Origin of the sequence: Pseudomonas syringae, from assembly GCF_021605415.1 — a bacterium.
Lineage (GTDB): Bacteria > Pseudomonadota > Gammaproteobacteria > Pseudomonadales > Pseudomonadaceae > Aquipseudomonas > Aquipseudomonas syringae_S.
Genome location: NZ_WKEQ01000003.1, coordinates 83,831 through 108,799, shown reverse-complemented (window position 1 = coordinate 108,799; position 24,969 = coordinate 83,831). Strand labels below are relative to the sequence as shown.

Sequence of the window (24,969 nt, the reverse complement as noted above, 5' to 3'; positions counted from 1 at the left end):
TGCAAAGCTGCCGGACGCCGGCCTGTTCAACTTGTACGGCCCGACCGAAGCGGCCATCGACGTCACCCACTGGACTTGCGTCGACGAAGGCGCGGACAGCGTGCCGATCGGTGAGCCGATCGCTAACCTGCGCACCCATGTTCTGGATGCGCAGTTGTTGCTGGTGCCACATGGCGTGGCAGGTGAGTTGTACCTGGGTGGCGCCGGTCTGGCGCGCAGTTATCACCGCCGCCCGGCACTGACCGCCGAGCGTTTTGTGCCGTGCCCGTTCCATGACGGCGCACGCCTGTATCGCACCGGTGACCTTGTTCGCCAGCGTGCTGACGGGGTGATCGAATACCTCGGCCGTCTCGATCATCAGGTGAAGCTGCGCGGTCTGCGCATCGAACTCGGTGAAATCGAAGCCCGCCTGATGCAGCACCCGCTGGTGCGCGAGGCGGTGGTGCTGGTGCAGGACGGCAAGCATCTGGTGGCCTATCTGGTGCTGGAAAAAGCCAGTCCCGCCGAGCAATGGCAGCAGGACGTCAAAGCCTGGCTGCTTGGTAGCCTGCCGGAATACATGGTGCCGACTCACTTGATGACCCTGGCCCAATTGCCGGTCACCGCCAACGGCAAACTGGATCGCAAAGCCTTGCCACAACCCGAGGCCGCGCCACAGCAGACCTTTGTCGCGCCGCAGGATGCCGTGCAAGTCGCCCTCGCCGAGATCTGGCAGGACGTGCTCGGGCTGGAACGCGTCGGCCTCGAAGACAACTTTTTCGAGCTGGGCGGTGACTCGATCATTTCCATTCAAGTGGTCAGCCGGGCGCGACAGGCCGGGATTCGTATCAGCCCACGGGACTTGTTCCAGTACCAGACCGTGCGCAGTCTGGCGTCGATTGCCACACTCGACGCCACCCGCGCGGTGGATCAAGGGCCGGTGACGGGCGCAGCGCTGCTCGGGCCGATCCAGCAAGATTTCTTCACACGGCCGATGGCCTCCCGCGAGCACTGGAACCAGTCGCTGCTGCTGACTCCTCGCGAGCCGTTGAATGCGCAATGGCTGGATGCAGCGCTGACCCGGGTGATCAACCATCACGACGCCTTGCGCCTGCGCTTTGTCGACAGCCCTGAAGGCTGGCAGCAAATCCACGGGCCATGGGTGCAAACCGCTGAGCTGTGGCAGCGCAACGCCGAGTCCGCCGAACAATTGACCGCGCTGTGCGACGCGGCACAGCGCAGTCTCGACCTGCAAAACGGGCCGCTGTTGCGCGCCATGCTGGTCAATCTGGCCGACGGCAGCCAGCGTCTGGCGCTGATCGTTCATCACCTGGTGGTGGACGGGGTTTCCTGGCGCGTACTGCTCGAAGATTTGCAGCAAGCCTACGAACAACTGACGGCGGGCGGCGGCGTGCAGCTGCCGGCCAAGACCACTGCGTTCCAGCGCTGGACCGAGCGTTTGAGTGAAGACGCCGCACGCTTCGACGGCCAGTTGGCGTACTGGCAGGCGCAGCATCGCAATGCGCGGGATCTGCCATGCGATCGCCCTGACGGCAGCCTGGAAAACATCCACGGGCAAAAAATCGAATGGCGTCTGGACGCCGAACGCACCCGACAACTGTTGCAACAGGCGCCGGCGGCGTATCGCACTCAGGTCAGTGATTTGCTGCTCACCGCATTGACGCGCACGATCAGCCACTGGAGCGGGCAACCGGGCGCGCTGATCGAGCTGGAAGGTCATGGCCGCGAAGACCTGTTCGATGACATCGACCTGACCCGCACCGTTGGCTGGTTCACCAGCCTGTTCGCGGTCAACCTGACCCGCACCGCCGACCTCGACGGTTCGATCAAATCGATCAAGGAGCAACTGCGCGCTGTGCCGGACAAAGGCCTGGGTTATGGCGTGTTGCGCCATCTGGCTGCGCCGTCGGTGCGCGCCGCGCTGGCAGATCTGCCGCCAGCGCGCATTACGTTCAACTATCTCGGGCAGTTCGACCGCCAATTCGACGAGGCGGCGCTGTTCGTGCCGTCCACCGAAGGCAGCGGCGTGGCGCAGGATCCGTCGGCGCCGCTGGCCAACTGGCTGACGGTCGAAGGCCAAGTGTACGGTGGCGAACTGTCAATGAGCTGGGCTTTCAGTCGCGAGATGTTCGACAGCGCGACCGTGCAGCGTCTGGTCGACCGATACGCCGTCGAACTGGGTGCATTGATCGAACATTGCTGCACATTGGAGGTGCCGCAAACCACGCCGTCGGACTTCCCGTTGGCGCAGATCACTCAGACGCAGCTTGACGATCTGCCAGTGCCGGCCGGCCAGCTCGATGACCTGTACCCGTTGTCGCCGATGCAGCAGGGTTTGTTGTTCCATACGTTGTACGAGCAAGCGGCGGGCGAATACGTCAACCAGTTGCGCGTCGACGTGCAGGGGCTTGATGTCGAGCGTTTCCGCGCGGCGTGGCAGGCCACGGTGGATGCCCAGGACATTCTGCGCAGCGGCTTCGTGTGGCAGGGCGAGCTGGCGCAACCGGCGCAGATCGTTCACAAGCAGGTGCAACTGCCATTCACCGCGCTCGACTGGCGTGAGCAGAACGACTCTGCGCAAGCACTCGCCGCGCTGGCCGACGCCGAGCGTCGACAGGGCTTCGACTTGAGCCGTGCACCGTTGCTGCGTCTGGTGCTGGTGCAAACCGCCGCCGATCAGTGGCATCTGATTTACACCCATCACCACATCCTTATGGACGGCTGGAGCAACTCGCAGTTGCTCGGCGAAGTCATGCAGCGTTACAGCGGTCGTACGCCAGCGAGTGCCGGTGGCCGTTATCGCGATTACATCGCCTGGTTGCAGCGTCAGGACGGCCAGATGAGTCAGGATTTCTGGAACACTCAACTGGCCTCCCTGCAAGAGCCGACCCGACTGGCCCGCGTTGCTTCCTCTGACGACGACCAGAGCGGTCATGGCGACCATTACCAGACCCTCGACGTGCCGCGCACGCAGGCTTTGGAAGCTTTCGCCCGCCAGCAAAAAGTCACGGTCAACACTTTGGTGCAAGCGGCGTGGCTGTTGTTGCTGCAACGCTACACCGGTCATGAAACCGTGGCGTTCGGTGCGACAGTGGCCGGGCGTCCGGCGGCTCTGCCGGGGATCGAGCAGCAGGTCGGTCTGTTCATCAACACCTTGCCGGTGATCGGCACGCCGCGCCCGGATCAGACCGTCGGTGACTGGCTGCAAGCGGTGCAGGCGCAGAACCTCGGTCTGCGCGACTTCGAGCACACGCCGCTGGCGGACATTCAGCGTTGGGCGGGGCAGGGCGGTGAGGCGCTGTTCGACAACATTCTGGTGTTCGAGAACTACCCGATTGCCCAGGCCTTGCAGCAAGGCAGCGGGCAGGGCGTGGTGTTTGGCGAGGTGATCAATCAGGAACAGACTCACTACGGTTTGAGCGTGGCCGTGACCCTCGGCCAGCATTTGGCGTTGCACTACAGCTTCGCGCGCAGCCAGTTTGCACCGACGATTATCGAAGGGATCAATGCCCACCTGTTGCAACTGCTCGAGCAGTTCACGGTGTCCGCCACGCGCAAACTCGGCGAAATCGCACTGGCCAGCGCCGACGAGCATGCCCGGCAAGTGGCTGCCAACCGGCCGCAACCGTACCCGACCGACGTCGCCGTGCATCAGCGTTTTGCCGCGCTGGCCGCCGAACGTCCACCGCGCACGGCGGTAATTTTCAACGGCCAACACTTCAGTTATGGCGAGATCGACCGGCGCGCCAATCAACTGGCCCACGCCTTGATCGCCCGTGGCGTCGGCGCGGAAACTCGGGTGGGCGTGGCATTGCCGCGCAGCGAAGGGGTGATCGTCGCATTGCTCGCAGTGCTCAAGGCCGGTGGTGCGTATGTGCCGCTGGACACCGCTTATCCCCGTGAACGGCTGGCGTACCTGATCGAAGATTCGGGGCTGGCGCTGTTGCTCAGCGATTCGTCGGTCTCGGCGCAATTGCCGGTGGCGGAGTCGGTGCCATTGCTGGAACTCGATCGCCTTGATCTGCGGGGCATGCCGATCACAGCGCCGCACGTGCAGCTCGATCCGCAGAACCTCGCCTACGTGATTTACACATCCGGTTCCACTGGCAACCCGAAAGGCGTCAGCGTCGCCCACGGCCCGTTGGCGATGCACTGTCAGGCCATCGGTCAGCGCTATGAAATGCGCGACAGCGACTGCGAATTCCACTTCATGTCGTTCGCCTTCGATGGCGCCCATGAACGCTGGCTGACCAGCCTGACCCACGGTGCGTCGCTGCTGATCCGCGACGACAGCCTGTGGACACCGGAGCAGACCTACAACGCGATGATCGAACACGGCGTGACTGTGGTCGCGTTCCCGCCGGTGTACCTGCAACAACTGGCCGAACACGCCGAGCGCGTCGGCCATCCGCCGAAGGTGCGGATCTATTGCTTTGGCGGCGATGCGGTGGCGAACGCCAGTTTCGAGCGGGTCAAACGCGCACTGAATCCCGACTTCATCATCAACGGCTACGGCCCGACCGAAACCGTGGTCACGCCCCTGATCTGGAAGGCCGGACGCGAGGTGTCATGCGGCGCCGCGTATGCGCCAATCGGCAGCCGCATCGGCGACCGCAGCGCTTACGTGCTCGATGCTGATATGAACCTGTTGCCGCAAGGCATGGCCGGTGAGTTGTACCTGGGCGGCAACGGTCTGGCGCGCGGTTATCTCAACCGTCCGGGGCTGACCGCCGAGCGTTTTGTAGCGGATCCGTTCAGTGCCGGCGGCTTGCTGTATCGCACCGGCGACCTGGTGCGCCTGCGCACCGACGGCATGTTCGACTACCTGGACCGCATTGACAATCAGGTGAAGATTCGCGGTTTCCGCATTGAGCTCGGCGAAGTCGAAGCCAGCCTGCAAGCCCTTGATGGCGTGCGTGAAGCCGTGGTCGTGGCCCAGGAAAGCAGCGCCGGCAGCGGCAAGCGTTTGGTGGCGTATGTGGTGGGAGACTCAGCACGCGCTGATTTTGCTGAGGATCTGCGTGCGCAACTCAAGGCAACACTGCCGGCGCACATGGTGCCGGCCTACGTGCTGCGTCTGGAACGCATGCCCCTGACGCCGAACGGCAAGCTTGATCGCAAGAACCTGCCCAAACCTGATGTCAGCCAACTGCAACACACCTACACCGCGCCACACACAGCGCTGGAGCAGCAACTGGCAACGATCTGGCAGGACGTGCTCAAGCTCGAACAGGTCGGTGTCAGCGACAACTTCTTCGAGTTGGGCGGCGATTCGATCATCTCGATTCAGGTGGTCAGCCGTGCGCGGCAGGCCGGTTTGCGCTTCACCCCGAAAGACTTGTTCGAGCACCAGACCATCCAGGCATTGGCCTTGGTGGTGCAGACCGGCGAGCCGCTGCAACTGATCGATCAGCAAGCGGTGACCGGCGTCACGGCGCTGTTGCCGATCCATCAGCAATTCTTTGCCCAGGCGATTCCGGATCGGCACCACTGGAACCAGTCGGTGATGCTCAAACCGACCCAGACGCTGGACGTTCATGCGCTGGAGCAGGCGTTGCGGGCGCTGGTCGTGCATCACGACAGCTTGCGTCTTGAGTTTGTCGAACAGGCCCAAGGCTGGACGGCGCAGTACGCCGAAATCGACGCCCACACAGGCGACGGCATTGTCTGGCACGCCGAGGTGGCCGATGGCGCCGCCCTCGAAGCGTTGGCTGAAGAGGCCCAGCGCAGTCTGAAATTGAACCGCGGCTCACTGCTGCGTGCGGTGCTGGCGAACCTGGCGGATGGCAGTCAGCGCTTGTTGCTGATCGTTCATCACCTGGTCGTCGATGGCGTGTCGTGGCGGATTCTGTTCGAGGATCTGCAAAGCGCTTATCGGCAAATTGTGGCTGGCGCGGCGGTGCAACTGCCGGCGAAAACCAGTTCAGTGAAGGCTTGGACGCAGGCACTTGAAGGGTACGCGGCGAGTGCACAATTGCAGTCTGAACCGGGCTTCTGGCAGCAGCAGTTGCAAGGCGCATCAGGGTTGTTGCCGTGTGATCGTCCCGACGGCGGACAGCAACACAGCATGGCGCTGTCGATTCGCAGCCAGTTGGACAAAAGCCTGACCCGACGCCTGTTGCAACAAGCCCCGGCGGCGTATCGCACGCAGGTCAACGACCTGCTGCTGACCGCGCTGGCGCGGGCGATGGTGCGCTGGAGCGGTGATGACAGCGTGCTGGTGCAGCTCGAAGGGCATGGTCGCGAAGACCTGTTCGGGCACATCGACCTGACCCGCACTGTCGGCTGGTTCACCAGCGTGTTCCCGGCGCGTCTGACCCCGGCGGCGGAGCTGGGCGCTTCGCTGAAGCAGATCAAGGAACAACTGCGGGCGATTCCGAACAAAGGTATCGGCTTCGGTGCCCTCGCACATCTGGGCGATACGGCGGCGCGTCAGGCGCTGCAAGACTTGCCGACGCCGCAACTGACGTTCAACTATCTCGGCCAGTTCGACGGCAGTTTCGATGCCGCCGACGATGCGCTGTTTGTGCCGAGCGGCGAGCCCGGCGGCGCCGAGCTCAACCTGCAGGGGCCATTGGGCAGCCCATTGGCCCTCAACGGCAAGGTGTTCGGTGGCGAACTGGATCTGAGCTGGACGTTCAGCGGCGAGATGTTCGACGCGGCGACCATCCAGGGTCTGGCCGATGATTTCCTGCAAGAGCTGACTGCGCTGATCGAGCATTGCGGCGACAGCGCCAACCGAGGCGTGACGCCATCGGACTTCCCGCTGGCGCAACTGTCCCAGGCGCAACTCGACGCGCTGGTGCCGGCACCGCACACCATTGATGACATCTATCCACTGTCGCCGATGCAACAGGGCATGCTGTTCCACACGCTGCTCGAACACGGCAATGGCGATTACATCAACCAGATGCGTCTGGACGTCGATGGCGTCGATCCGCAGCGGTTCCGCGCGGCGTGGCAAGCGGCGGTGGATGCCCATGACATTCTGCGCACCGGGTTCTTTTGGCAGGGTGATCTGCCGCAACCGGTGCAAGTGGTGCAACGTCAGGTCGAGGTGCCGTTCAGCGTGCTCGACTGGAGTGGCCGCATTGATCTGGAGGCCGCGTTGCAAGCGGTGGCCGACGAGGAGCGGGCGCAGGGTCTGGATTTGACCTGTGCGCCGCTGCTGCGTCTGGTGCTGGTGCGCACCGCAACCGATCGCCATCACTTGATCTACACCAACCACCACATCCTCATGGACGGCTGGAGCAGCGCGCAGTTGCTTGGCGAAGTCTTGCAGCACTATCGCGGCGACGCGGTGGCGCGTCCGGCGGGTCGATATCGCGACTACATCGGCTGGCTGCAACGTCAGGATGCCGCGGGCGCCGAACGCTACTGGCTGGCGACACTGGGCGACCTGCAAGAACCGACGCGTCTGGCCCATGCCATCGCGCGAGCGGATTCGGCGCAGCTCGGTTACGGCGATCATTATCAAGTGCTCGATGCTGAGCTGACGCTGCGTCTGGGCGAGTTTGCCCGCGCCTCGAAAGTCACCGTCAACACGTTGGTGCAAGCGGCCTGGCTGTTGCTGTTGCAGCGTTATACCGGCAAGGACTGCGTGGCGTTCGGCGCAACGGTCGCCGGGCGTCCGGCCGACTTGCCGGGTGCCGAGGCGCAGATCGGTTTGTTCATCAACACACTGCCGGTGATCGCCACGCCGCGTGCCCAGCAGAGTCTGGCGAGCTGGCTGCAAGAGGTGCAGGCGCACAATCTGGCCTCGCGCGAGTTCGAGCACACGCCGCTGGCGGACATTCAGCGCTGGGCCGGGCAGGGCGGTGACGCGCTGTTCGACAGCCTGATGGTGTTCGAGAACTACCCGATTGCCGAGGCGCTTGAGCAAGGTGCGCCAGAAGGGCTGCGCTTTGGCGCGGTGGTCAATCAGGAACAAACCAACTATCCGCTGACGCTGCTGGTACACATGGGCCGCGAGTTGTCGGTGCATTTCAGCTATCAGCGCGACAGCTTTGCAGCCGACAGCGTGGCGCAACTGGGCCGGCATTTGCAGCAGTTGTTGCGGCAGATGAGCGAGGCGGGCGAGCGCTCTTTGAGTGAGCTGAGCCTGATCGACGCGCAGGCACTGCCGGTCGCCGAGCGTTTCGTCACCGAGCAGTGCATTCATCAGGCAATTGCGCGACAAGTCGCCGAGGCGCCGGATGCCCTGGCGGTAACCTTCGGCACGACCCGACTGACCTACGCCGAACTCGATGCCCGCGCCAACCGCGTGGCGCACAAGTTGGTCGCCCTGGGCGTCGGCCCGGAAGTGCGCGTGGGTGTTGCGATGCCGCGCTCCGAGCAACTGTTGATCGCTTTGCTGGCGGTGTTCAAGGCCGGTGGCGCTTATGTGCCGCTGGATCCGGATTACCCGGCCGACCGCGTGGCGTACATGCTGGCGGACAGTCGTGCGCCCGTGTTGCTGACCGAGCAAGCGGTGGCCGCGACCTTGACCCTGACGGCGCCGACCCACGTGGTGTTGATGGATCACGCGCAGGCCTGGCTCGGCGACTACCCGGCCACCGCGCCGCAAACGCCGGTCAACCCGGACAACCTCGCCTATGTGATCTACACCTCCGGTTCCACCGGTTTGCCGAAAGGCGTGGCCATCGCTCATCGCAATGTCATGGCGCTGATCGACTGGTCGGCGCGGGTGTACTGCCGCGACGACATTCAGGGCGTATTGGCCTCGACCTCGGTGTGCTTCGATCTGTCGGTGTGGGAGCTGTTCGTCACGCTGGCCAACGGCGGTTCGCTGATCATCGCGCGCAATGCGCTGGAGTTGCCGCAACTGCCGGCGCGCAATCAGGTACGCCTGATCAACACCGTACCGTCGGCCATTGCCGCGCTGCAACGGGCCGGGCAGATTCCGCCGAGCGTGCGCATCATCAATCTGGCCGGTGAGCCGCTCAAGCAGGGGCTGGTGGAAGCGTTGTATCAACAGCCGAGCGTCGAACAGGTGTTCGACCTGTACGGCCCGTCGGAAGACACCACTTATTCGACCTGGACGCGTCGCTGCGCCGGCGGTCAGCCGCGCATCGGCCGGGTCCTCGACCACAGCGCCAGTCACTTGCTCGACGCCGATCTGCAACCGGTGCCGCTGGGCGTCTCGGCGGAGTTGTACTTGGCGGGTGCCGGCATCACGCGCGGTTATCTGGGCCGTGCGGCGCTGACGGCGGAGAAGTTTGTGCCCAATCCGTTTGCCGCCAGCGGCGAGCGTCTGTACCGCACTGGCGACCTGATCCGTCAGCGCGACGACGCTGAGCTGGAGTACATGGGCCGCATCGACCATCAAGTGAAAATCCGTGGTTACCGAATCGAGCTCGGTGAGATCGAAGCGTGCCTGCTGGCACAACCGACCGTCACCGAAGCGGCCGTGCTGGCCATCGATGACGAAGCAGGCGCGCAACTGGTGGCGTATGTGGTCGCGCCGTTACTGGTCGGGAAAGACGGCGAAGCGCAGCGGCAACTGCGCGAAGGACTAAAGACTGCCCTCAAGTCTTCGTTACCTGACTACATGATTCCCGCGCATCTGCTGTTTCTTGAGCAATTGCCATTGACCCCCAACGGCAAACTCGACCGCAAGGCCTTGCCAGCGGTGGATGCCAGCCAGATGCAGGCCGCGTATGTCGCGCCGCAGAGTGAGCTTGAGCAGCAGGTCGCGGCGATCTGGCAGCCAGTGCTCGGCGTGGAGCGCATCGGCCTGAACGATCACTTCTTCGAACTGGGCGGGCACTCGCTGCTGGCGGTCAACGTGGTGTCGCGCATTGCCCTGGAACTGGGCCTGACGCTGACCCCGCAACTGTTATTCCAGCACCCCGTCCTGCGCGACTTTGTCGCTCGACTCGATACCGGAGGCGGGGCAATCAACGAACAGAAACTGAGCAAGCTGGAAGCCCTGCTTGACGATATGGAGGAAGTCTGATGGACAAGAGTGTTGCTTTGAGGATTGCCAAGCGCTTTATCACTCTGCCGCTGGACAAACGCAAGCTGTACCTGGAAAAGATGCTCGAAGAGGGCGTCTCGCCGGCTCATCTGCCGATTCCGCAAACGCGCAGCGGCTTCGAGGCAATCCCGCTGTCTTACGCCCAGGAGCGGCAGCTGTTCCTGTGGGAAATGGATCCGCACAGCAGCGCTTATCACATCCCCAGCGCCTTGCGCCTCAAGGGCCGGTTGGACATCGCGGCGCTGGAGCGCAGCTTCAATGCCGTGGTCGCTCGCCACGACAGTTTGCGCACCACGTTCGTCGCGCAGGGCGAGCAAATGTGCCAAGTGATCCATCCGCAGATGCCGTTGAACATCGGCTTCGAAACACTGGCGGCAGACCTGGATGACGCCGGTGCGCAAGCGGCGATCAAGGCCTTCGTCGAAAGCGAAACCGCGCGCCCGTTCGATCTGCAACAGGGCCCGTTGTTGCGAGTGTCGTTGCTCAAAATCGGCGAAGACGATCATGTGCTGGCGCTGATCCAACACCACATCATCTCCGATGGCTGGTCGATCAACGTGCTGGTCGGCGAGCTGATCCAGCATTACGCCGCTGACACTGGCGGTCAGCCCTTGAATCTGCCAGCGCTGGAGGTGCAATACGCCGACTACGCGATCTGGCAGCGTCACTGGCTGGAGGCCGGCGAGCGTGAGCGGCAACTGGCCTACTGGGTCAAGACTCTGGGCGGCGAGCAACCGGTGCTCGAGTTGCCGATCGATTATCCGCGCCCGGCGGTGCAAAGCCTGCGCGGTGCCCGACTGCAACTCGATTTTCCGGCGGCGCTCGGCGAGGCGCTCAAGCAGCTTGCGCAACAACAAGGCGCGAGCCTGTTCATGGTGTTACTGGCGTCGTTCCAGGCCTTGCTGCATCGCTACAGCGGCCAGCCGCAGATTCGCGTCGGCGTGCCGACGGCCAACCGCAATCGTGTGGAAACCGAAGGCTTGATCGGCTTCTTCGTCAACACCCAGGTGCTGAGCGCTGAGGTGCACGGGCAACTGCCGTTCACCGATTTGCTGGCGCAGGTCAAGCACTCGGCGATGGCCGCCCAGGCACATCAGGATTTGCCGTTCGAACAATTGATCGAAGCCCTGCAACCGGAGCGCAGCCTGAGCCACAGTCCGGTGTTCCAGGTGATGTACAACCATCAGGCGCTGAACGATCAGGCTCAGCGTCAACGCCAGGTGCAGTTGCCGCAACTGAGCGTCGAAGATGTCGCGTGGGAAGGGCGTACCGCGCAGTTCGACCTGACCCTCGGCACCTATGAATCGGGCACAGGCGTTGCCGCCGAACTGACCTACGCCACCGACTTGTTCAGAGCGCAAACCGTCGAGCGTCTGGCCCGTCACTGGCTGAACCTGCTGCAAGGCATCGTCAGCGCGCCGACCCGGCGCATCGGTGAACTGCCGTTGCTTGAATCCAGTGAACAGCGGTTGATGCTGCAAGACTGGTCGCGCGCGGGGGATCACGGCGCTGCGGCGCCGGGTGTGCATCAGCGCATTGCAGCGCAAGCGCTGCACACGCCCGATGCGACCGCGCTGATCATTGACGACGACGTGCTGACCTACGGCGAACTGGATGCCCGGGCCAATCAACTGGCGCATGCACTGATCGCGTCCGGCGTCGGCCCGGATCGGCTGGTCGGCATTGCCGTCGAACGCAGCGCGCAGATGATCATCGGCCTGCTGGCGATCCTCAAGGCCGGCGGCGCTTACGTACCGCTGGATCCGGCGTACCCGCAGGATCGACTGGCGTACATGATCGAGGACAGCGGCATCGAATGGCTGCTGACTCAGCGCCATTTGCAAGCACAACTGCCGATCCCGGCGGGGCTCAAGACCGTGTTGCTGGACCAGCCTGACGGATCGCTCGCGGCCTACCCGCAGCGTGCGCCGGACGTCGCCGTCGATGGCGAGCATCTGGCCTATACGATTTATACCTCCGGCTCCACCGGCAAGCCGAAAGGCGTAATGGTGCGCCACGCGGCCCTGAGCAACTTTGTCGCGAGCATGGTCGAGCAGCCGGGTATGGCCGCCCACGACCGCATGCTGTCGTTGACCACGTTCTCCTTCGATATTTTCGGCCTGGAAATTTATGCCCCGCTGCTGGCCGGCGCCTGTGTGGTGCTGACCGGCAAAGACGTGCATCAGGATCCGCAAGCGGTGCTCGAACTGATCGAGCGCCACGCCGTGAGCATTCTGCAAGCCACGCCGTCGACCTGGCGCATGCTGCTCGACAATGAATTCGCCTCGATCCTGACCGGGCGCACGTTCCTCTGCGGCGGCGAAGCGCTCTCGCATGAACTGGCGCGGCGCATGCTCGCGCTGTCGCCGAACGTCTGGAACCTCTATGGCCCGACCGAGACCACGATCTGGTCGGCGCAACATGCGCTCAGCATCGAAAACAGCCAGCCATTCCTCGGCACGCCCATCGACAACACAGCGTTGTACATTCTGGGCAGCGACCTTGAGCTCAATCCGCCCGGCGCACCGGGGGAATTGCTCATCGGTGGTGAAGGCCTCGCTCGTGGCTATTTTCAGCGTCCGGCATTGACCGCCGAACGCTTTGTACCCGATCCGTTTTCCAGTACCGGCAACCGCCTGTACCGCACCGGCGACCTGACCCGTTATCGCGCCGAGGGTGTGATCGAGTACATCGGGCGGATCGACCATCAGGTGAAAATCCGCGGTTTCCGTATCGAACTCGGCGAAATCGAAGCACGTTTGCTCGCACTCGACAGCGTTCGCGAAACGGTGGTCGTCGCGCAGGACGGCCCCACCGGCGCGCAACTGGTCGGCTACGTCGTAGCCGCCAGCGGCGAGGTGCCGGATGCCGAGGGCGAAGCCGCACTGCGCGCCGAACTCAAGGCCCGCCTCAAGGCTGAACTGCCGGAATACATGGTGCCGGCGCACCTGTTGTTCCTTGCGCAACTGCCGCTGACACCGAACGGCAAAGTCGATCGCAAAGCCTTGCCGGCCCCCGACGCCAGCCTGTTGCAGTCAGCTTATGTTGCCCCGCAGACCGCCACGCAGCACACCGTCGCCGGGATCTGGCAGCGGGTGCTCAAACTTGAGCAAGTCGGCCTGGGCGACAATTTCTTCGAACTGGGCGGCCACTCGTTGCTGGTGACGCAGGTCGTCTCGCGAGTGCGTCAGGCGCTGAACGTGCAAGTGCCGCTGCGCACGCTGTTCGAGCACAGCACTCTGGAAGATTTCGTCGCGGCCCTTGGTGTCGAACAGGCGCAGCGGGAACCGTCGATTGTGTCGTTGCCGCGTTCGCAACCGCTGGCGCTGTCCTACGCCCAGGAACGTCAGTGGTTCCTCTGGCAACTTGATCCCCTCAGCACCGCTTACCACGTGCCGGCGGCCTTGCGCTTGCGCGGTGAGCTGCACCTGTCGGCGTTGCAGCAAAGCTTCGACGCCTTGATCGCTCGGCACGAAACCCTGCGCACATGCTTCATTGAGGAAAACGGGCAGACCCTGCAAGTGATTCAGGCCACGGCAGCGCTGGATATTCAGGTGCAAACAGTCGCGGAAAATCTGGATGAGAGCGCGCTGCAAGCGCTGGTCGCCGAAGAAACCCTGCACTTGTTCGACCTCCAGCAAGGCCCGTTGCTGCGGATCAAACTGCTGCGTCTGGCCGCCGATGACCATGCGCTGATTATCACCTTGCACCACATCGTCTCCGATGGCTGGTCGATGAGCGTGATGGTCAATGAGTTGATCGCGCTGTACGCCGCATTCAGTCAGGGGCAGACCGTGCAACTGCCGGCGTTGCCGGTGCAGTACGCCGACTACGCCGTCTGGCAGCGCCAGTGGATGGACGCCGGTGAGCGCGAGCGTCAGTTGAGTTACTGGACGGCGCAACTGGGTGACGGCGATCAACCGTTGCTGGAATTGCCGACGGATCGTCCGCGTCCGGCCGAACAAAGCTATCGCGGTGCGCGCCGGGAAATCCCGGTCACTGCTGAACTGGCCGCCGGCCTCAAACAGGTCGCGCAACGCGAAAACGTCACGTTGTTCGCACTGTTGCTGGCGTCCTTCCAGACCCTGTTGCATCGCTACAGCGGGCAGACCGACATCCGCGTCGGCGTGCCGGTGGCCAACCGTCATCGGGTCGAGACCGAAGGCCTGATCGGTTTCTTCGTCAACACCCAAGTGCTCAAAGCCGAATTCGATAGCCAGCAGACCTTCCGCAGCCTGTTGCAGCAAGTGAAAAACACCGTGCTCGGCGCCCAGGCCCATCAAGATCTGCCGTTCGAGCAATTGGTCGACGCGCTGCAACCGGAGCGCAGCCTGAGCCACAGCCCACTGTTTCAAGTGCTGCACAACCACCAGAGCCAGGCCCGTCGTGCCGAAGGTGCGACGCGCCTGCCGCAGATCGACATCGAAGGATTGCACTGGGCTGCCAATACGGCGCAATTCGACTTGACCCTCGACACCTTTGAATCGACGGATAACGTCTGGGCCGAACTGACTTACGCCACTGACCTGTTCGACGCCGAGACCATCGCGCGTCTGACCGAACACTGGACGAACCTGCTGCACGGCATCGTCGCCGACTGCGGGCAACGCATTGCCGAGTTGCCTGTGCAAAGTGCCGCCGAACGCCAGGCCACCTTGTTGCAATGGAATCCGGCGGTTGCCGATTTCATGGGCGACCGGTGCCTGCATGAATTGATCGAAGCTCAAGCCGCTGCCGCGCCACAGGCGATTGCCGTGACCTTCGGCGAACAGACCCTGAGTTACGGCGAGCTGAATGCCCGCGCCAACCAGTTGGCCCACAAGCTGATCGACAGCGCCGTAGCGCCGGACGTGCGCGTCGGGCTCGCGGTAGAGCGCAGCCTGGACATGCTCGTCGGCCTGCTGGCGATCCTTAAGGCGGGCGGTGCTTACGTGCCACTTGACCCGACGTATCCCGAAGACCGTCTGGCCTACATGATCGGCGACAGCGGCATTGGCCTGTTATTGACCCAGAGCCATTTGCTCGGGCGGTTGCCGGTGCCGGACTCGGTGCGCAGCCTGATGCTCGAGCAGGAGCGCGACGGCCTCGAAGGCTACAGCGAGAGCAATCCGCAGGTGAGCATGAGCCCGGACAACCTGGCCTATGTGATCTACACCTCGGGTTCGACCGGCCAGCCGAAGGGCACGTTACTTGCCCATCGCAACGTATTGCGACTGTTCGAAGCCACCGCCGCGTGGTTCGACTTTGGCGCGCAGGATGTCTGGAGTCTGTTCCATTCCTACGCCTTCGACTTCTCGGTCTGGGAGATTTTCGGCGCGCTGCTGTACGGCGGCAAACTGGTGGTGGTGTCTTACGAGGTGAGCCGTTCGCCGGAAGATTTTCATGCGTTGCTCTGCCGCGAAGGCATCACCGTGCTCAACCAGACGCCGTCGGCGTTCAAGCAATTGATGCAAGTGGCGTGCGCTGCGCAGCATGCGGCGGATCAAGGATCGCTGCGCTACGTGGTGTTCGGCGGCGAGGCGCTGGAGGTCAAGAGCCTGCGACCCTGGTTCGAACGTTTTGGCGATCAGGCGCCGCAACTGATCAACATGTACGGCATCACCGAAACCACCGTGCACGTCACCTACCGACCGTTGTCGATGGCCGATCTGCACCGCGACGCCAGCAGCCCGATTGGCGAGCCGATCGCGGATCTGTCGTGGTACTTGCTCGACGGTGATCTGAACCCGGTCGCGAAAGGTTGCATCGGTGAGTTGTACGTTGGCCGGGCGGGGCTGGCTCGCGGTTATCTGAACCGTGCCGACCTGACAACCCTGCGCTTCATTCCCGATCCGTTCGGCGCCGACGGCGGTCGTCTGTACCGCACCGGCGATCTGGCGCGCTATCGCGCCGACGGCGTGATCGAATACATCGGCCGCATCGACCACCAAGTGAAGATTCGCGGCTTCCGTATCGAACTGGGTGAGATCGAAGCACAACTGCTCGACCAAGCGACGATTCGCCAGGCCGTCGTGCTGGCGCAACCGGGCCTCAGCGGTCAGCAACTGGTGGCGTATCTGGTGCCAAGCGATGCCCAATTGCTTGACGCAGATGCGCAAAGACAGGGCCAGTGGCGCGACGAGGTTCGGGCCCGACTCAAAGCCAGCCTGCCGGATCACATGGTGCCGGCGCACCTGCTGTTGCTGGATCAATTGCCGTTGACCGCCAACGGCAAACTCAATCGCAACGCCTTGCCGTCCCCGGACGCCAGTCAGGCGCAACTGGCTTATCAAGCGCCGCAAAGTGAACTGGAACAACGCCTGGCCGAGATCTGGCAAGACGTGTTGAAGCTGCCGCAAGTGGGCCTCAACGACAACTTCTTCGAGCTGGGCGGCGACTCGATCATTTCGATTCAAGTGGTCAGCCGAGCGCGCCAGGCCGGCATTCAGCTCAATCCAAAAGATCTGTTCCAGCACCAGACCATTGCGCGTCTGGCCCTCGTGGCGCAGATCGGCGAGCGCGAGTCGTCTGTCGATCAAGAGGCGGTGACGGGCGCGGCGTTGTTGCTGCCGATTCAACAGCAGTTCTTCGACGATGAAATCCCCGAGCGTCATCACTGGAACCAGTCGGTTTTGTTCAAACCCCGCGAAGCGCTGGACGCCGAGAAGGTCGAACACGTGCTGCGTGCGCTGGTGGTTCATCACGATGCCTTGCGCCTGAGTTTCACCCGACACGAGGGTGAGTGGCGGGCTGGCCACCGTGCCGCTGAGGACGTTTCTGAGGCGTTATTGTGGCGTGAAAACGTCGCTGATGCCGCAGCGCTCGAGGCGTTGGGCAACCGCGCCCAGCGCAGCCTCGACCTGCAAAGCGGCCCGTTGCTGCGTGCAGTGCTGGCCCATCTGGCCGACGGCAGCCAGCGCCTGTTGCTGGTGATCCATCACCTGGCGGTGGACGGTGTGTCGTGGCGGATTTTGCTTGAGGATTTGCAAAACGCTTATCAGCAATTGCTCGACCATCAGCCATTGCAGCTGCCGTCGAAAACCAGTGCCTTCAAGGACTGGAGCGAGCATTTGCAGCGCTACGCCAACGGCCCGGCGTTGCAGGCAGAAGTGGCGTATTGGCAAGCCTGTCTGAGCGGCGTTGACACGGATCTGCCGTGCATGCGCGAGGACGCCGGCCAACACAATCGTCTGGCGCACACGGTGCAGACGCGCCTGGGCACAGAGCTGACCCGACAATTGCTTCAAGAAGCGCCAGCGGCTTATCGCACTCAGGTCAACGATCTGTTGCTGACCGCACTGGCGCGGGTGATCGGACGCTGGAGCGGCCAGGCATCGACCCTGATCCAGCTCGAAGGCCATGGCCGCGAAGCGCTGTTCGACGACGTCGACCTGACCCGCACCGTCGGCTGGTTCACCAGTCTGTTCCCGGTGCGCCTGACCCCGGCTGCGTTGCCCGGCGATTCGATCAAGCAGATCAAGGAGCAACTGCGCGCCATCCCGAATAAAGGCATCGGCTTCGGTGCCTTGCGGTATCTGGGCTCTGCCGATGCGCAACAAAGCCTGCGGTCGCTGCCGACACCGCGCATCACCTTCAACTACCTCGGCCAGTTCGATGGCAGCTTTGCCGGCGACGACGGCGCGCTGTTCGCGCCGGCACCGGAAAACGCCGGTCTCGATCAGAGCCCGGATGCACCGCTGGGCAACTGGCTGACCCTCAATGGTCAGGTGTATGGCGGCGAATTGCGCGTCGGCTGGACATTCAGTTCGGAACGTTTTGACAGCGCCGTCATTGAGCGTCTGGCCGAGGAATACGCCGAGGAGCTGGCGGCGTTGATCGCTCATTGCCTGACGCCGGGCGTTGAAGGCCTGACGCCTTCGGACTTCCCGCTGGCCGGTCTGGCGCAGGCGCAACTCGATTCCCTGCCGCTGCCGGCGCAACAGATCGCTGATATTTATCCGCTGTCGGCGATGCAGCAAGGCATGTTGTTCCACAGCCTCTACGAGCAAGCCACTGGCGATTACATCAATCAGGTGCGGCTCGACGTCGAAGGCCTCGACCCGCAGCGCTTCCAGCAGGCCTGGCAAGCGGCGGTGGATAACCACGACATTTTGCGCACGAGTTTCGTTTGGCAAGGGAACGTCGAGCGCCCGGTGCAAGTGGTACACAAGCAACTGGACATGCCGTTCAGTGTGCTCGACTGGCGCGGACACAACGACACCCAAGCCGCGCTGGACGCCCTCGCATCCCGCGAGCAAGCACAAGGTTTCGACCTGGCCCGAGGCCCGCTGCTGCGCATGGTTGTGGTGCGTCTGGATGACCAGCGTTGCCACCTGATTTACACCAACCATCACATCCTGATGGACGGCTGGAGCAACTCGCAGTTGCTCGGCGAAGTGTTGCAGCGCTACAGCGGCGCGGTGGTGCAGGCGCTGGCCGGACGTTATCGCGATTACATCGAATGGTTGCAACGTCAGGACGCCCAGGCCAGCGAGCAATACTGGCTCACGCAACTGGCCGATCTGCCGGCGCCGACTCGTCTGGCCCAGGCCGTTCAAGGGCAGCGTGGCGATGAATCCCGCGAAGGTCATGGCGAGCATTACTGTTCCCTGAGCGCCGGGCAGACCCGCCAGTTGGGCGAGTTCGCCCGCCAGCAAAAAGTCACCCTCAACACTGTGATCCAGGCCGCTTGGCTGCTGTTGTTGCAGCGCCTGACCGGCCAGCAGACCGTGGCGTTCGGCGCCACCGTCGCCGGTCGACCGACTGAACTCAAGGGCGTCGAGCAGCAGATCGGCCTCTTCATCAACACGCTGCCGGTGATTGCCACCCCGCGTTCGGAGCACAGCGTCGGTCAATGGCTGCAAAGCGTGCAGGCGCAAAACGTGACGCTTCGCGAGCATGAACACACGCCGTTGTTCGACATTCAGCGCTGGGCCGGGCAAACCGGTGAAGCGCTGTTCGACAACATTCTGGTGTTCGAGAACTACCCGGTGTCCCAGGCGCTGGAAGAGGGCGCACCGCAGGATCTGCGCTTCGGCGAAATCGGCAACCACGAACAGACCAATTACCCGTTGACCTTGCTGGTGCATCTGGGCAGCGAACTGTCGATGCACTTCAGTTACCAGTGCGACAGTTTCACCGCCAACAGCGTGGCGCAACTCGGTGTGCAGGTGCAGCGGTTGTTGAGCCAGATGGTCGAATCGGGCGAGCGTGCGTTGGGCGAGTTGAGCCTGATCGAGGCGCCGCTTTCACCGGCCGGCGAGCGTTTCGTCACTGACCAGTGCATCCATCAAGCGATTGCCCGACAAGTGGCCGAGACGCCCGAGGCGTTGGCGGTGACGTTTGCCGATACGCAACTGACCTACGCCGAACTCGATGCGCAGGCCAACCGCGTGGCGCACCGACTGATCGCGCTGGGCGTCGGTGCGGAAGTGCGCGTGGGCGTGGCGATGCAGCGTTCCGAGCAGTTGCTGATTGCGCTGCTCGCGGTGTTCAAGGCAGGTGGTGCCTATGTGCCGCTGGATCCGGATTACCCGGCGGATCGCGTGGCATACATGCTCAAGGACAGCCGTGCGCAAGTGCTGCTGACCGAACAGGCGGTCGCTGCGTCCTTGACGCTGGAGCCGGACACCCAAGTGGTGTTGATGGACGAGGCGGCGAAGTGGCTGGGCGACTATCCGGCCACAGCGCCGCAGACATCGGTCACGCCGGACAACCTCGCGTATGTGATTTACACCTCGGGCTCGACCGGCCTGCCGAAAGGCGTGGCCATCGCTCACCGCAATGTCATGGCCTTGATCGACTGGTCGGCGCGGGTTTACAGCCGTGACGATATTTGCGGTGTGCTCGCATCGACGTCGGTGTGCTTCGACCTGTCGGTGTGGGAGCTGTTTGTCACACTGGCCAATGGCGGCTCGTTGATCATCGCGCGCAATGCGCTGGAACTGCCGCTCCTGCCGGCGCGCGATCAAGTGCGTCTGATCAACACCGTACCGTCGGCGATTGCCGGGTTGCAGCGTGCCGGGCAGATTCCGCCAAGCGTGCGCATCATCAATCTGGCCGGTGAACCGCTCAAGCAACCCTTGGTGGACGCGCTGTATCAGCAGGCGACAGTCGAGCATGTCTACGACCTGTACGGCCCATCGGAAGACACCACCTATTCGACCTGGACGCGCCGCACTGCGGGTGGCCAGGCGCGTATCGGCCGGGCGCTCGATTTCACCGCGAGTCATCTGCTCGATGCCGATCTGCATGCGGCGCCGCAGGGCGTTTGTGCCGAGTTGTACCTGTCCGGGGCGGGTATCACTCGCGGTTATCTGGCACGTCCGGGGCTGACGGCGGAGAAGTTTGTGCCGGATCCGTTGGCCACCCACGGCGAGCGCATGTACCGCACCGGTGACTTGATCCGTCAGCGCGACGGCGCTGAGCTGGAGTACATGGGCCGCATCGACCATCAGGTGAAAATCCGTGGTTTGCGGATCGAGCTCGGTGAGATCGAAGCGCGTCTGCTCAAACATGCCGCTGTGCGCGAAGCCGTGGTCGTGGCCGCCGAAGTGCTGGGGACTCAGCAACTGGTCGCCTATCTGGTGCCGACGCAGGCGTCGACACTTACGGACACTGCCGGGCTGCACGACGAATTGTCGACCTGGCTCGCCATGACGTTGCCCGATTACATGGTGCCCACGCACCGCGTGTGGCTGGCGCAGATGCCGCTGAGCCCGAACGGCAAACTGGATCGCAAGCGCTTGCCGGTGGTGGAACTGACCGCTTCGCAGCAGCACGTCGAACCGGTCAATGAGACCGAGCAAGCGCTGGTGGCGATCTGGAAGGACGTGCTGGGCCTGGAGCGCATCAGCACCACAGACAGTTTCTTTGCGCTGGGCGGTGACTCGATTGTGTCGATTCAAGTGGTCAGCCGTGCCCGCCAGCAAGGGCTCGAACTGAGTCCGAAAGACCTGTTCCAGCAACCGACCATCCAGCTATTGGCCTTGCGTGTGCAGGCCGGTGGCAGTTCGTCGGCTCCGGTGACGGCGCTGGCAGACATGCCGCTGCACGGTTTGAACGAGGCGCAAGTGGCCGCGTTGCCGCTGCCTGAGGGGCAGCTCGACGGTCTGTACCGCTTGTCGCCGATGCAGCAGGGCATGTTGTTCCTTGGCCTGAATTCGCCGCAAGCCGATCTCTACATCAACCAGTTGAGCGTGCCGGTGCAGGGGCTTGAGCCGATGCGCCTGAAAGACGCCTGGGAAACGGTCAGCCGCCGCCATGACATCCTGCGTACCGGTTTTCTCTGGCAGGATCTGGCTGAGCCGTTGCAGTTCGTGCTCGCCGATCCGCCATTGCCGATCAGCGTGCTCGACTGGCGTGACCGCGATTGTTCGGCGCAAGCCTTGCAAGCGCTGGCCGACAGCGAAAGGGCCAAGGGTTTCGATCTCGATTGCCCGCCGCTGCAACGCCTGACGCTGGTGCGGGTGAGTGATGACAGCCATCAATTGATCTGGACGTATCACCACATCCTGATCGACGGCTGGAGCAGTTCGCAGCTGATCGGTGAAGTGCTCAATCAGTATTCCGGCAAGGTGTTGGCGGAGGCGGTGCCGTATCGCCGCTACATCAACTGGCTGCAACAGCAGGATGCCAATGCCAGCGAAGGTTTCTGGCGTCAGCATTTGGCGTCGCTCGATGAGCCGACTTATCTGGCCGACGCCATCGCGCGCACAGGTGACGGTCGCGGTCACGAAGCGCTGTACAGCCGTTTGGGCGAACAGCGCACTGAACAGCTCAAAGCATTTGCCCAGTCACAACAAATCACCCTCAACACCTTGGTGCAAGGCGCGTGGCTGATGCTGCTCAGCCGTTACAGCGGTCAGCGTTGCGTGGCGTTCGGGGCGACCGTCGCCGGGCGTCCGGGGAGCCTGCCGGCGTCGGAATCGATCCTCGGCCTGTTCATCAATACCTTGCCGGTGATCAAGGACGTGCCGGCCGAACAACCGGTCGGCCAGTGGTTGCGCGAGTTGCAGGACTTCAACCTGGAAATGCGCGAGCGGGAATACACCCCGCTCACCGACGTACAGCGTTGGGGCGGGCGTGCCGGGCAATCGTTATTCGACAGCATTATCGTCTTCGAAAACCACCCGATTGATCAGACGCTGCGCGAGTGGCGCGACGACTCGCTGACATTCGGCGAGATCAACAATGCCGGGCTGACCAACTTCCCGATGGACTTGATGGTCACGCTGGAAGAAGGGCTGGTGATCGAATACATGTTCCTGCGCGAGCACTTCGACCGGGCCACTGTGGAAGGCATCCGCAGCAACATGGAAGGTCTGCTTGTTGCCCTGGCGCAGGACGCGGCACAACCGCTGGGGCGGATCGGTTTGCCGACCGGGCAAGTGGCGAAAACGGCGCTGATCGCCGAGTCGTCAAACACGCCGCCGGTGCACCAACGTATTGCCCATTGGGCTGCGCAGCACGCGGACGCTATCGCTGTGATTTTCAATGGCGAAGCGTTCAGCTACGGCCTGATCGACGCCCGGGCCAATCGTCTGGCACATGCGTTGATCGCCGAAGGCGTCGGCCCGGAAGTGCGGGTCGGCGTGGCATTGCCGCGCAGCGAAAACATGATTGTCGCGCTGCTCGCCGTGCTGAAGGCTGGCGGTGCCTACGTGCCGCTGGATGCCACGTATCCGCGTGAACGCTTGAGCTACCTGATGCGCGATTCCGGCATCGCCTTGCTGCTCAGTGATTCGAGCCTGGAACAGGTGATGCCGGCGCAGAACAATCTGCATGTGCTGGCGCTCGATCAACTGGATTTGAGCGCGCTGCCGACGACGGCGCCGCCGGTGTCGGTGCAGTCGGGCAACCTGGCGTATGTGATTTACACCTCGGGTTCCACCGGTTTGCCCAAAGGTGTCGGCGTGGCACACGGGCCGCTGGCGATGCACTGCCAGGCCATCGGTGAGCGCTATGAAATGAGCGCGGCCGATTGTGAGTTGCACTTCATGTCGTTCGCCTTTGACGGTGCTCATGAACGCTGGCTGACCACGCTGACCCACGGTACGCGGTTGTTGCTTCGCGACGACAGTTTGTGGACGGCCGAGCAGACGTATCTGGCGATGCACGAGCACGGCGTCACCGTGGCGGCGTTTCCGCCGGTGTACTTGCAGCAATTGGCCGAGCACGCCGAGCAACACGGCAACCCGCCAGCAGTGCGGATCTACTGTTTTGGTGGCGACGCAGTGCCGGTGGCGAGTTTCGAACTGGCCAAGCGTGCGCTCAAGCCGCAGTACATCATCAACGGCTACGGCCCGACCGAAACCGTGGTTACGCCACTGATCTGGAAGGCCGGTGCCGCCGATCAATGCGGTGCTGCCTATGCGCCAATCGGCCGCGTGGTGGGCGAGCGCAGCGGTTACGTGCTCGATCACGACCTCAATCCGTTGCCCGTCGGCATGGCCGGTGAACTGTACCTCGGCGGTGCTCTGGCCCGGGGTTATCTGGGACGCGCGAGCGGCACCGCCGAGCGATTTGTTGCCAACCCGTTCAGCAGCGACGGCAGCCGCCTGTATCGCACCGGCGACCTGGTTCGCCAGCGCGAGGACGGCACGGTCGACTACCTCGGGCGCATCGACCATCAGGTGAAGATCCGGGGCTTCCGCATCGAGCTGGGTGAAATCGAAGCGCGCCTCAAGCAGCAGACCGGTGTACGCGATGCGGCCGTGGTCGCCCGCGAAGGCGCCAGCGGCAAGCAATTGATCGGCTATGTGCTGGCAAACGCCGACGCTGCCCAAGAAGGTTTGTGCGAGCGACTGCGCGCGCAACTGAAGGCCAGCCTGCCGGATTACATGGTGCCTGCGCACCTGATGTTGCTTGAGCGCATGCCGCTGACACCCAACGGCAAACTCGACCGCAAGGCATTGCCGGACCCCGAGGCACAACCGCGCGAGGTTTACGCGGCTCCCGTGACCGAACTGGAACAGGCCTTGGCGAAGATCTGGCGCGAGGTGCTCAAAGTCGAGCGCGTCGGCATCACCGATAACTTTTTCGAGTTGGGCGGTGACTCGATTCTCAGCCTGCAAGTGGTGGCGCGCAGCCGTGCGCTCAAGGCGCAGGGTTTGAGCCTGAAATTGCGCGACCTGATGCAGAAACCGAGCATCGGCGAACTGGTCGCCAGTGTTCAGGGCGGCGTGCAAAAAACCTCCGGGTTGCTGGCGATGAACGCCGAAGTCAAAGGCGTTGCGCCGCTGTTCTGCATTCACGCAGGGTTCGGCACGGTGTTCGATTACGAGCCGCTGGCCCGTCGCTTGAGCGGTCAACGCCAAGTCCTGGCGATCCAGTCGCGGATGCTGCTGGATCCGGCGTTCAACGCTACGTCGTTGCAAAGCATGGCGAGCGATTACGTTGCGCAAATCCGCGAGAAGCAACCGCACGGGCCTTATCGCCTGTTGGGCTGGTCGCTGGGCGGGACGTTGGCGATGCTGATGGCGGCGCAACTGGAACGCGCCGGTGAACAGGTCAAGTTCGTCGGACTGGTGGACAGCTTCGTACCGTCGGCGGATGTCGACGCTGGAGCGGTGGATGACTGGCAAACGGATCTGCGTGATTTCCTGAAGGTGACGCTGCCGGACGCTGCACAAGGTTTACGCATCGACGGCGACGAGACACCGCAGAATCTGCGCGCACTGTTCGCTGCCGCAATGCAAGCCGAGCGGGGCGCTTCGACCTACGTGGCACTGGGCGCCGATGAATTGGCTCATGTGTTCAGCGTGGCGCGGCGGCTCAAGCAGTTGTCGCTCAAGCTTGATCGTTGTGCTCCGCTGACGGTTGCGCCGGTGTGCTGGTGGACGCTGGGTCGTGAGGCGGAAGCGGCGCAGCTGGCTGCGCAACTCGAACTGCCGGGCATGGGCGGTGAGTGGCTCGATTGCGGGCATTTCCAGATCCCCCGGGATGAAACCTTCCTGTCCGAGGCTGAAGAAATGCTCGGCGAGATCGTTGAACCTGTAGCCCTGTCCTGA

General features: G+C 63.2%; 2 protein-coding genes (1 of these 2 running past the window's edge). Both read left to right on the top strand.

Features of this window, described 5'->3' with window-relative positions; genetic code table 11:
- Positions 1-9,958, top strand: partial view of a non-ribosomal peptide synthase/polyketide synthase gene (locus GIW69_RS03100; RefSeq protein ID WP_236480663.1) — the 3' portion only. Its footprint begins 2,369 nt before the window's first position; only the last 9,958 of its 12,327 coding nucleotides appear in the window; the start codon falls outside the window, past its left edge; its stop codon occupies positions 9,956-9,958.
- Positions 9,958-24,969 (top strand): non-ribosomal peptide synthase/polyketide synthase, encoded by a 15,012-nt coding sequence (locus GIW69_RS03095; RefSeq protein WP_236480662.1) that lies wholly within the window; start codon positions 9,958-9,960, stop codon positions 24,967-24,969. The genes GIW69_RS03100 and GIW69_RS03095 overlap by 1 nt, the downstream gene beginning before the upstream one ends.

What these genes read in the sequence shown, in the direction of transcription:
- GIW69_RS03095 (WP_236480662.1), top strand. Translation starts at nt 9,958, where the DNA reads ATGGACAAGAGTGTTGCTTTGAGGATTGCCAAGCGCTTTATCACTCTG.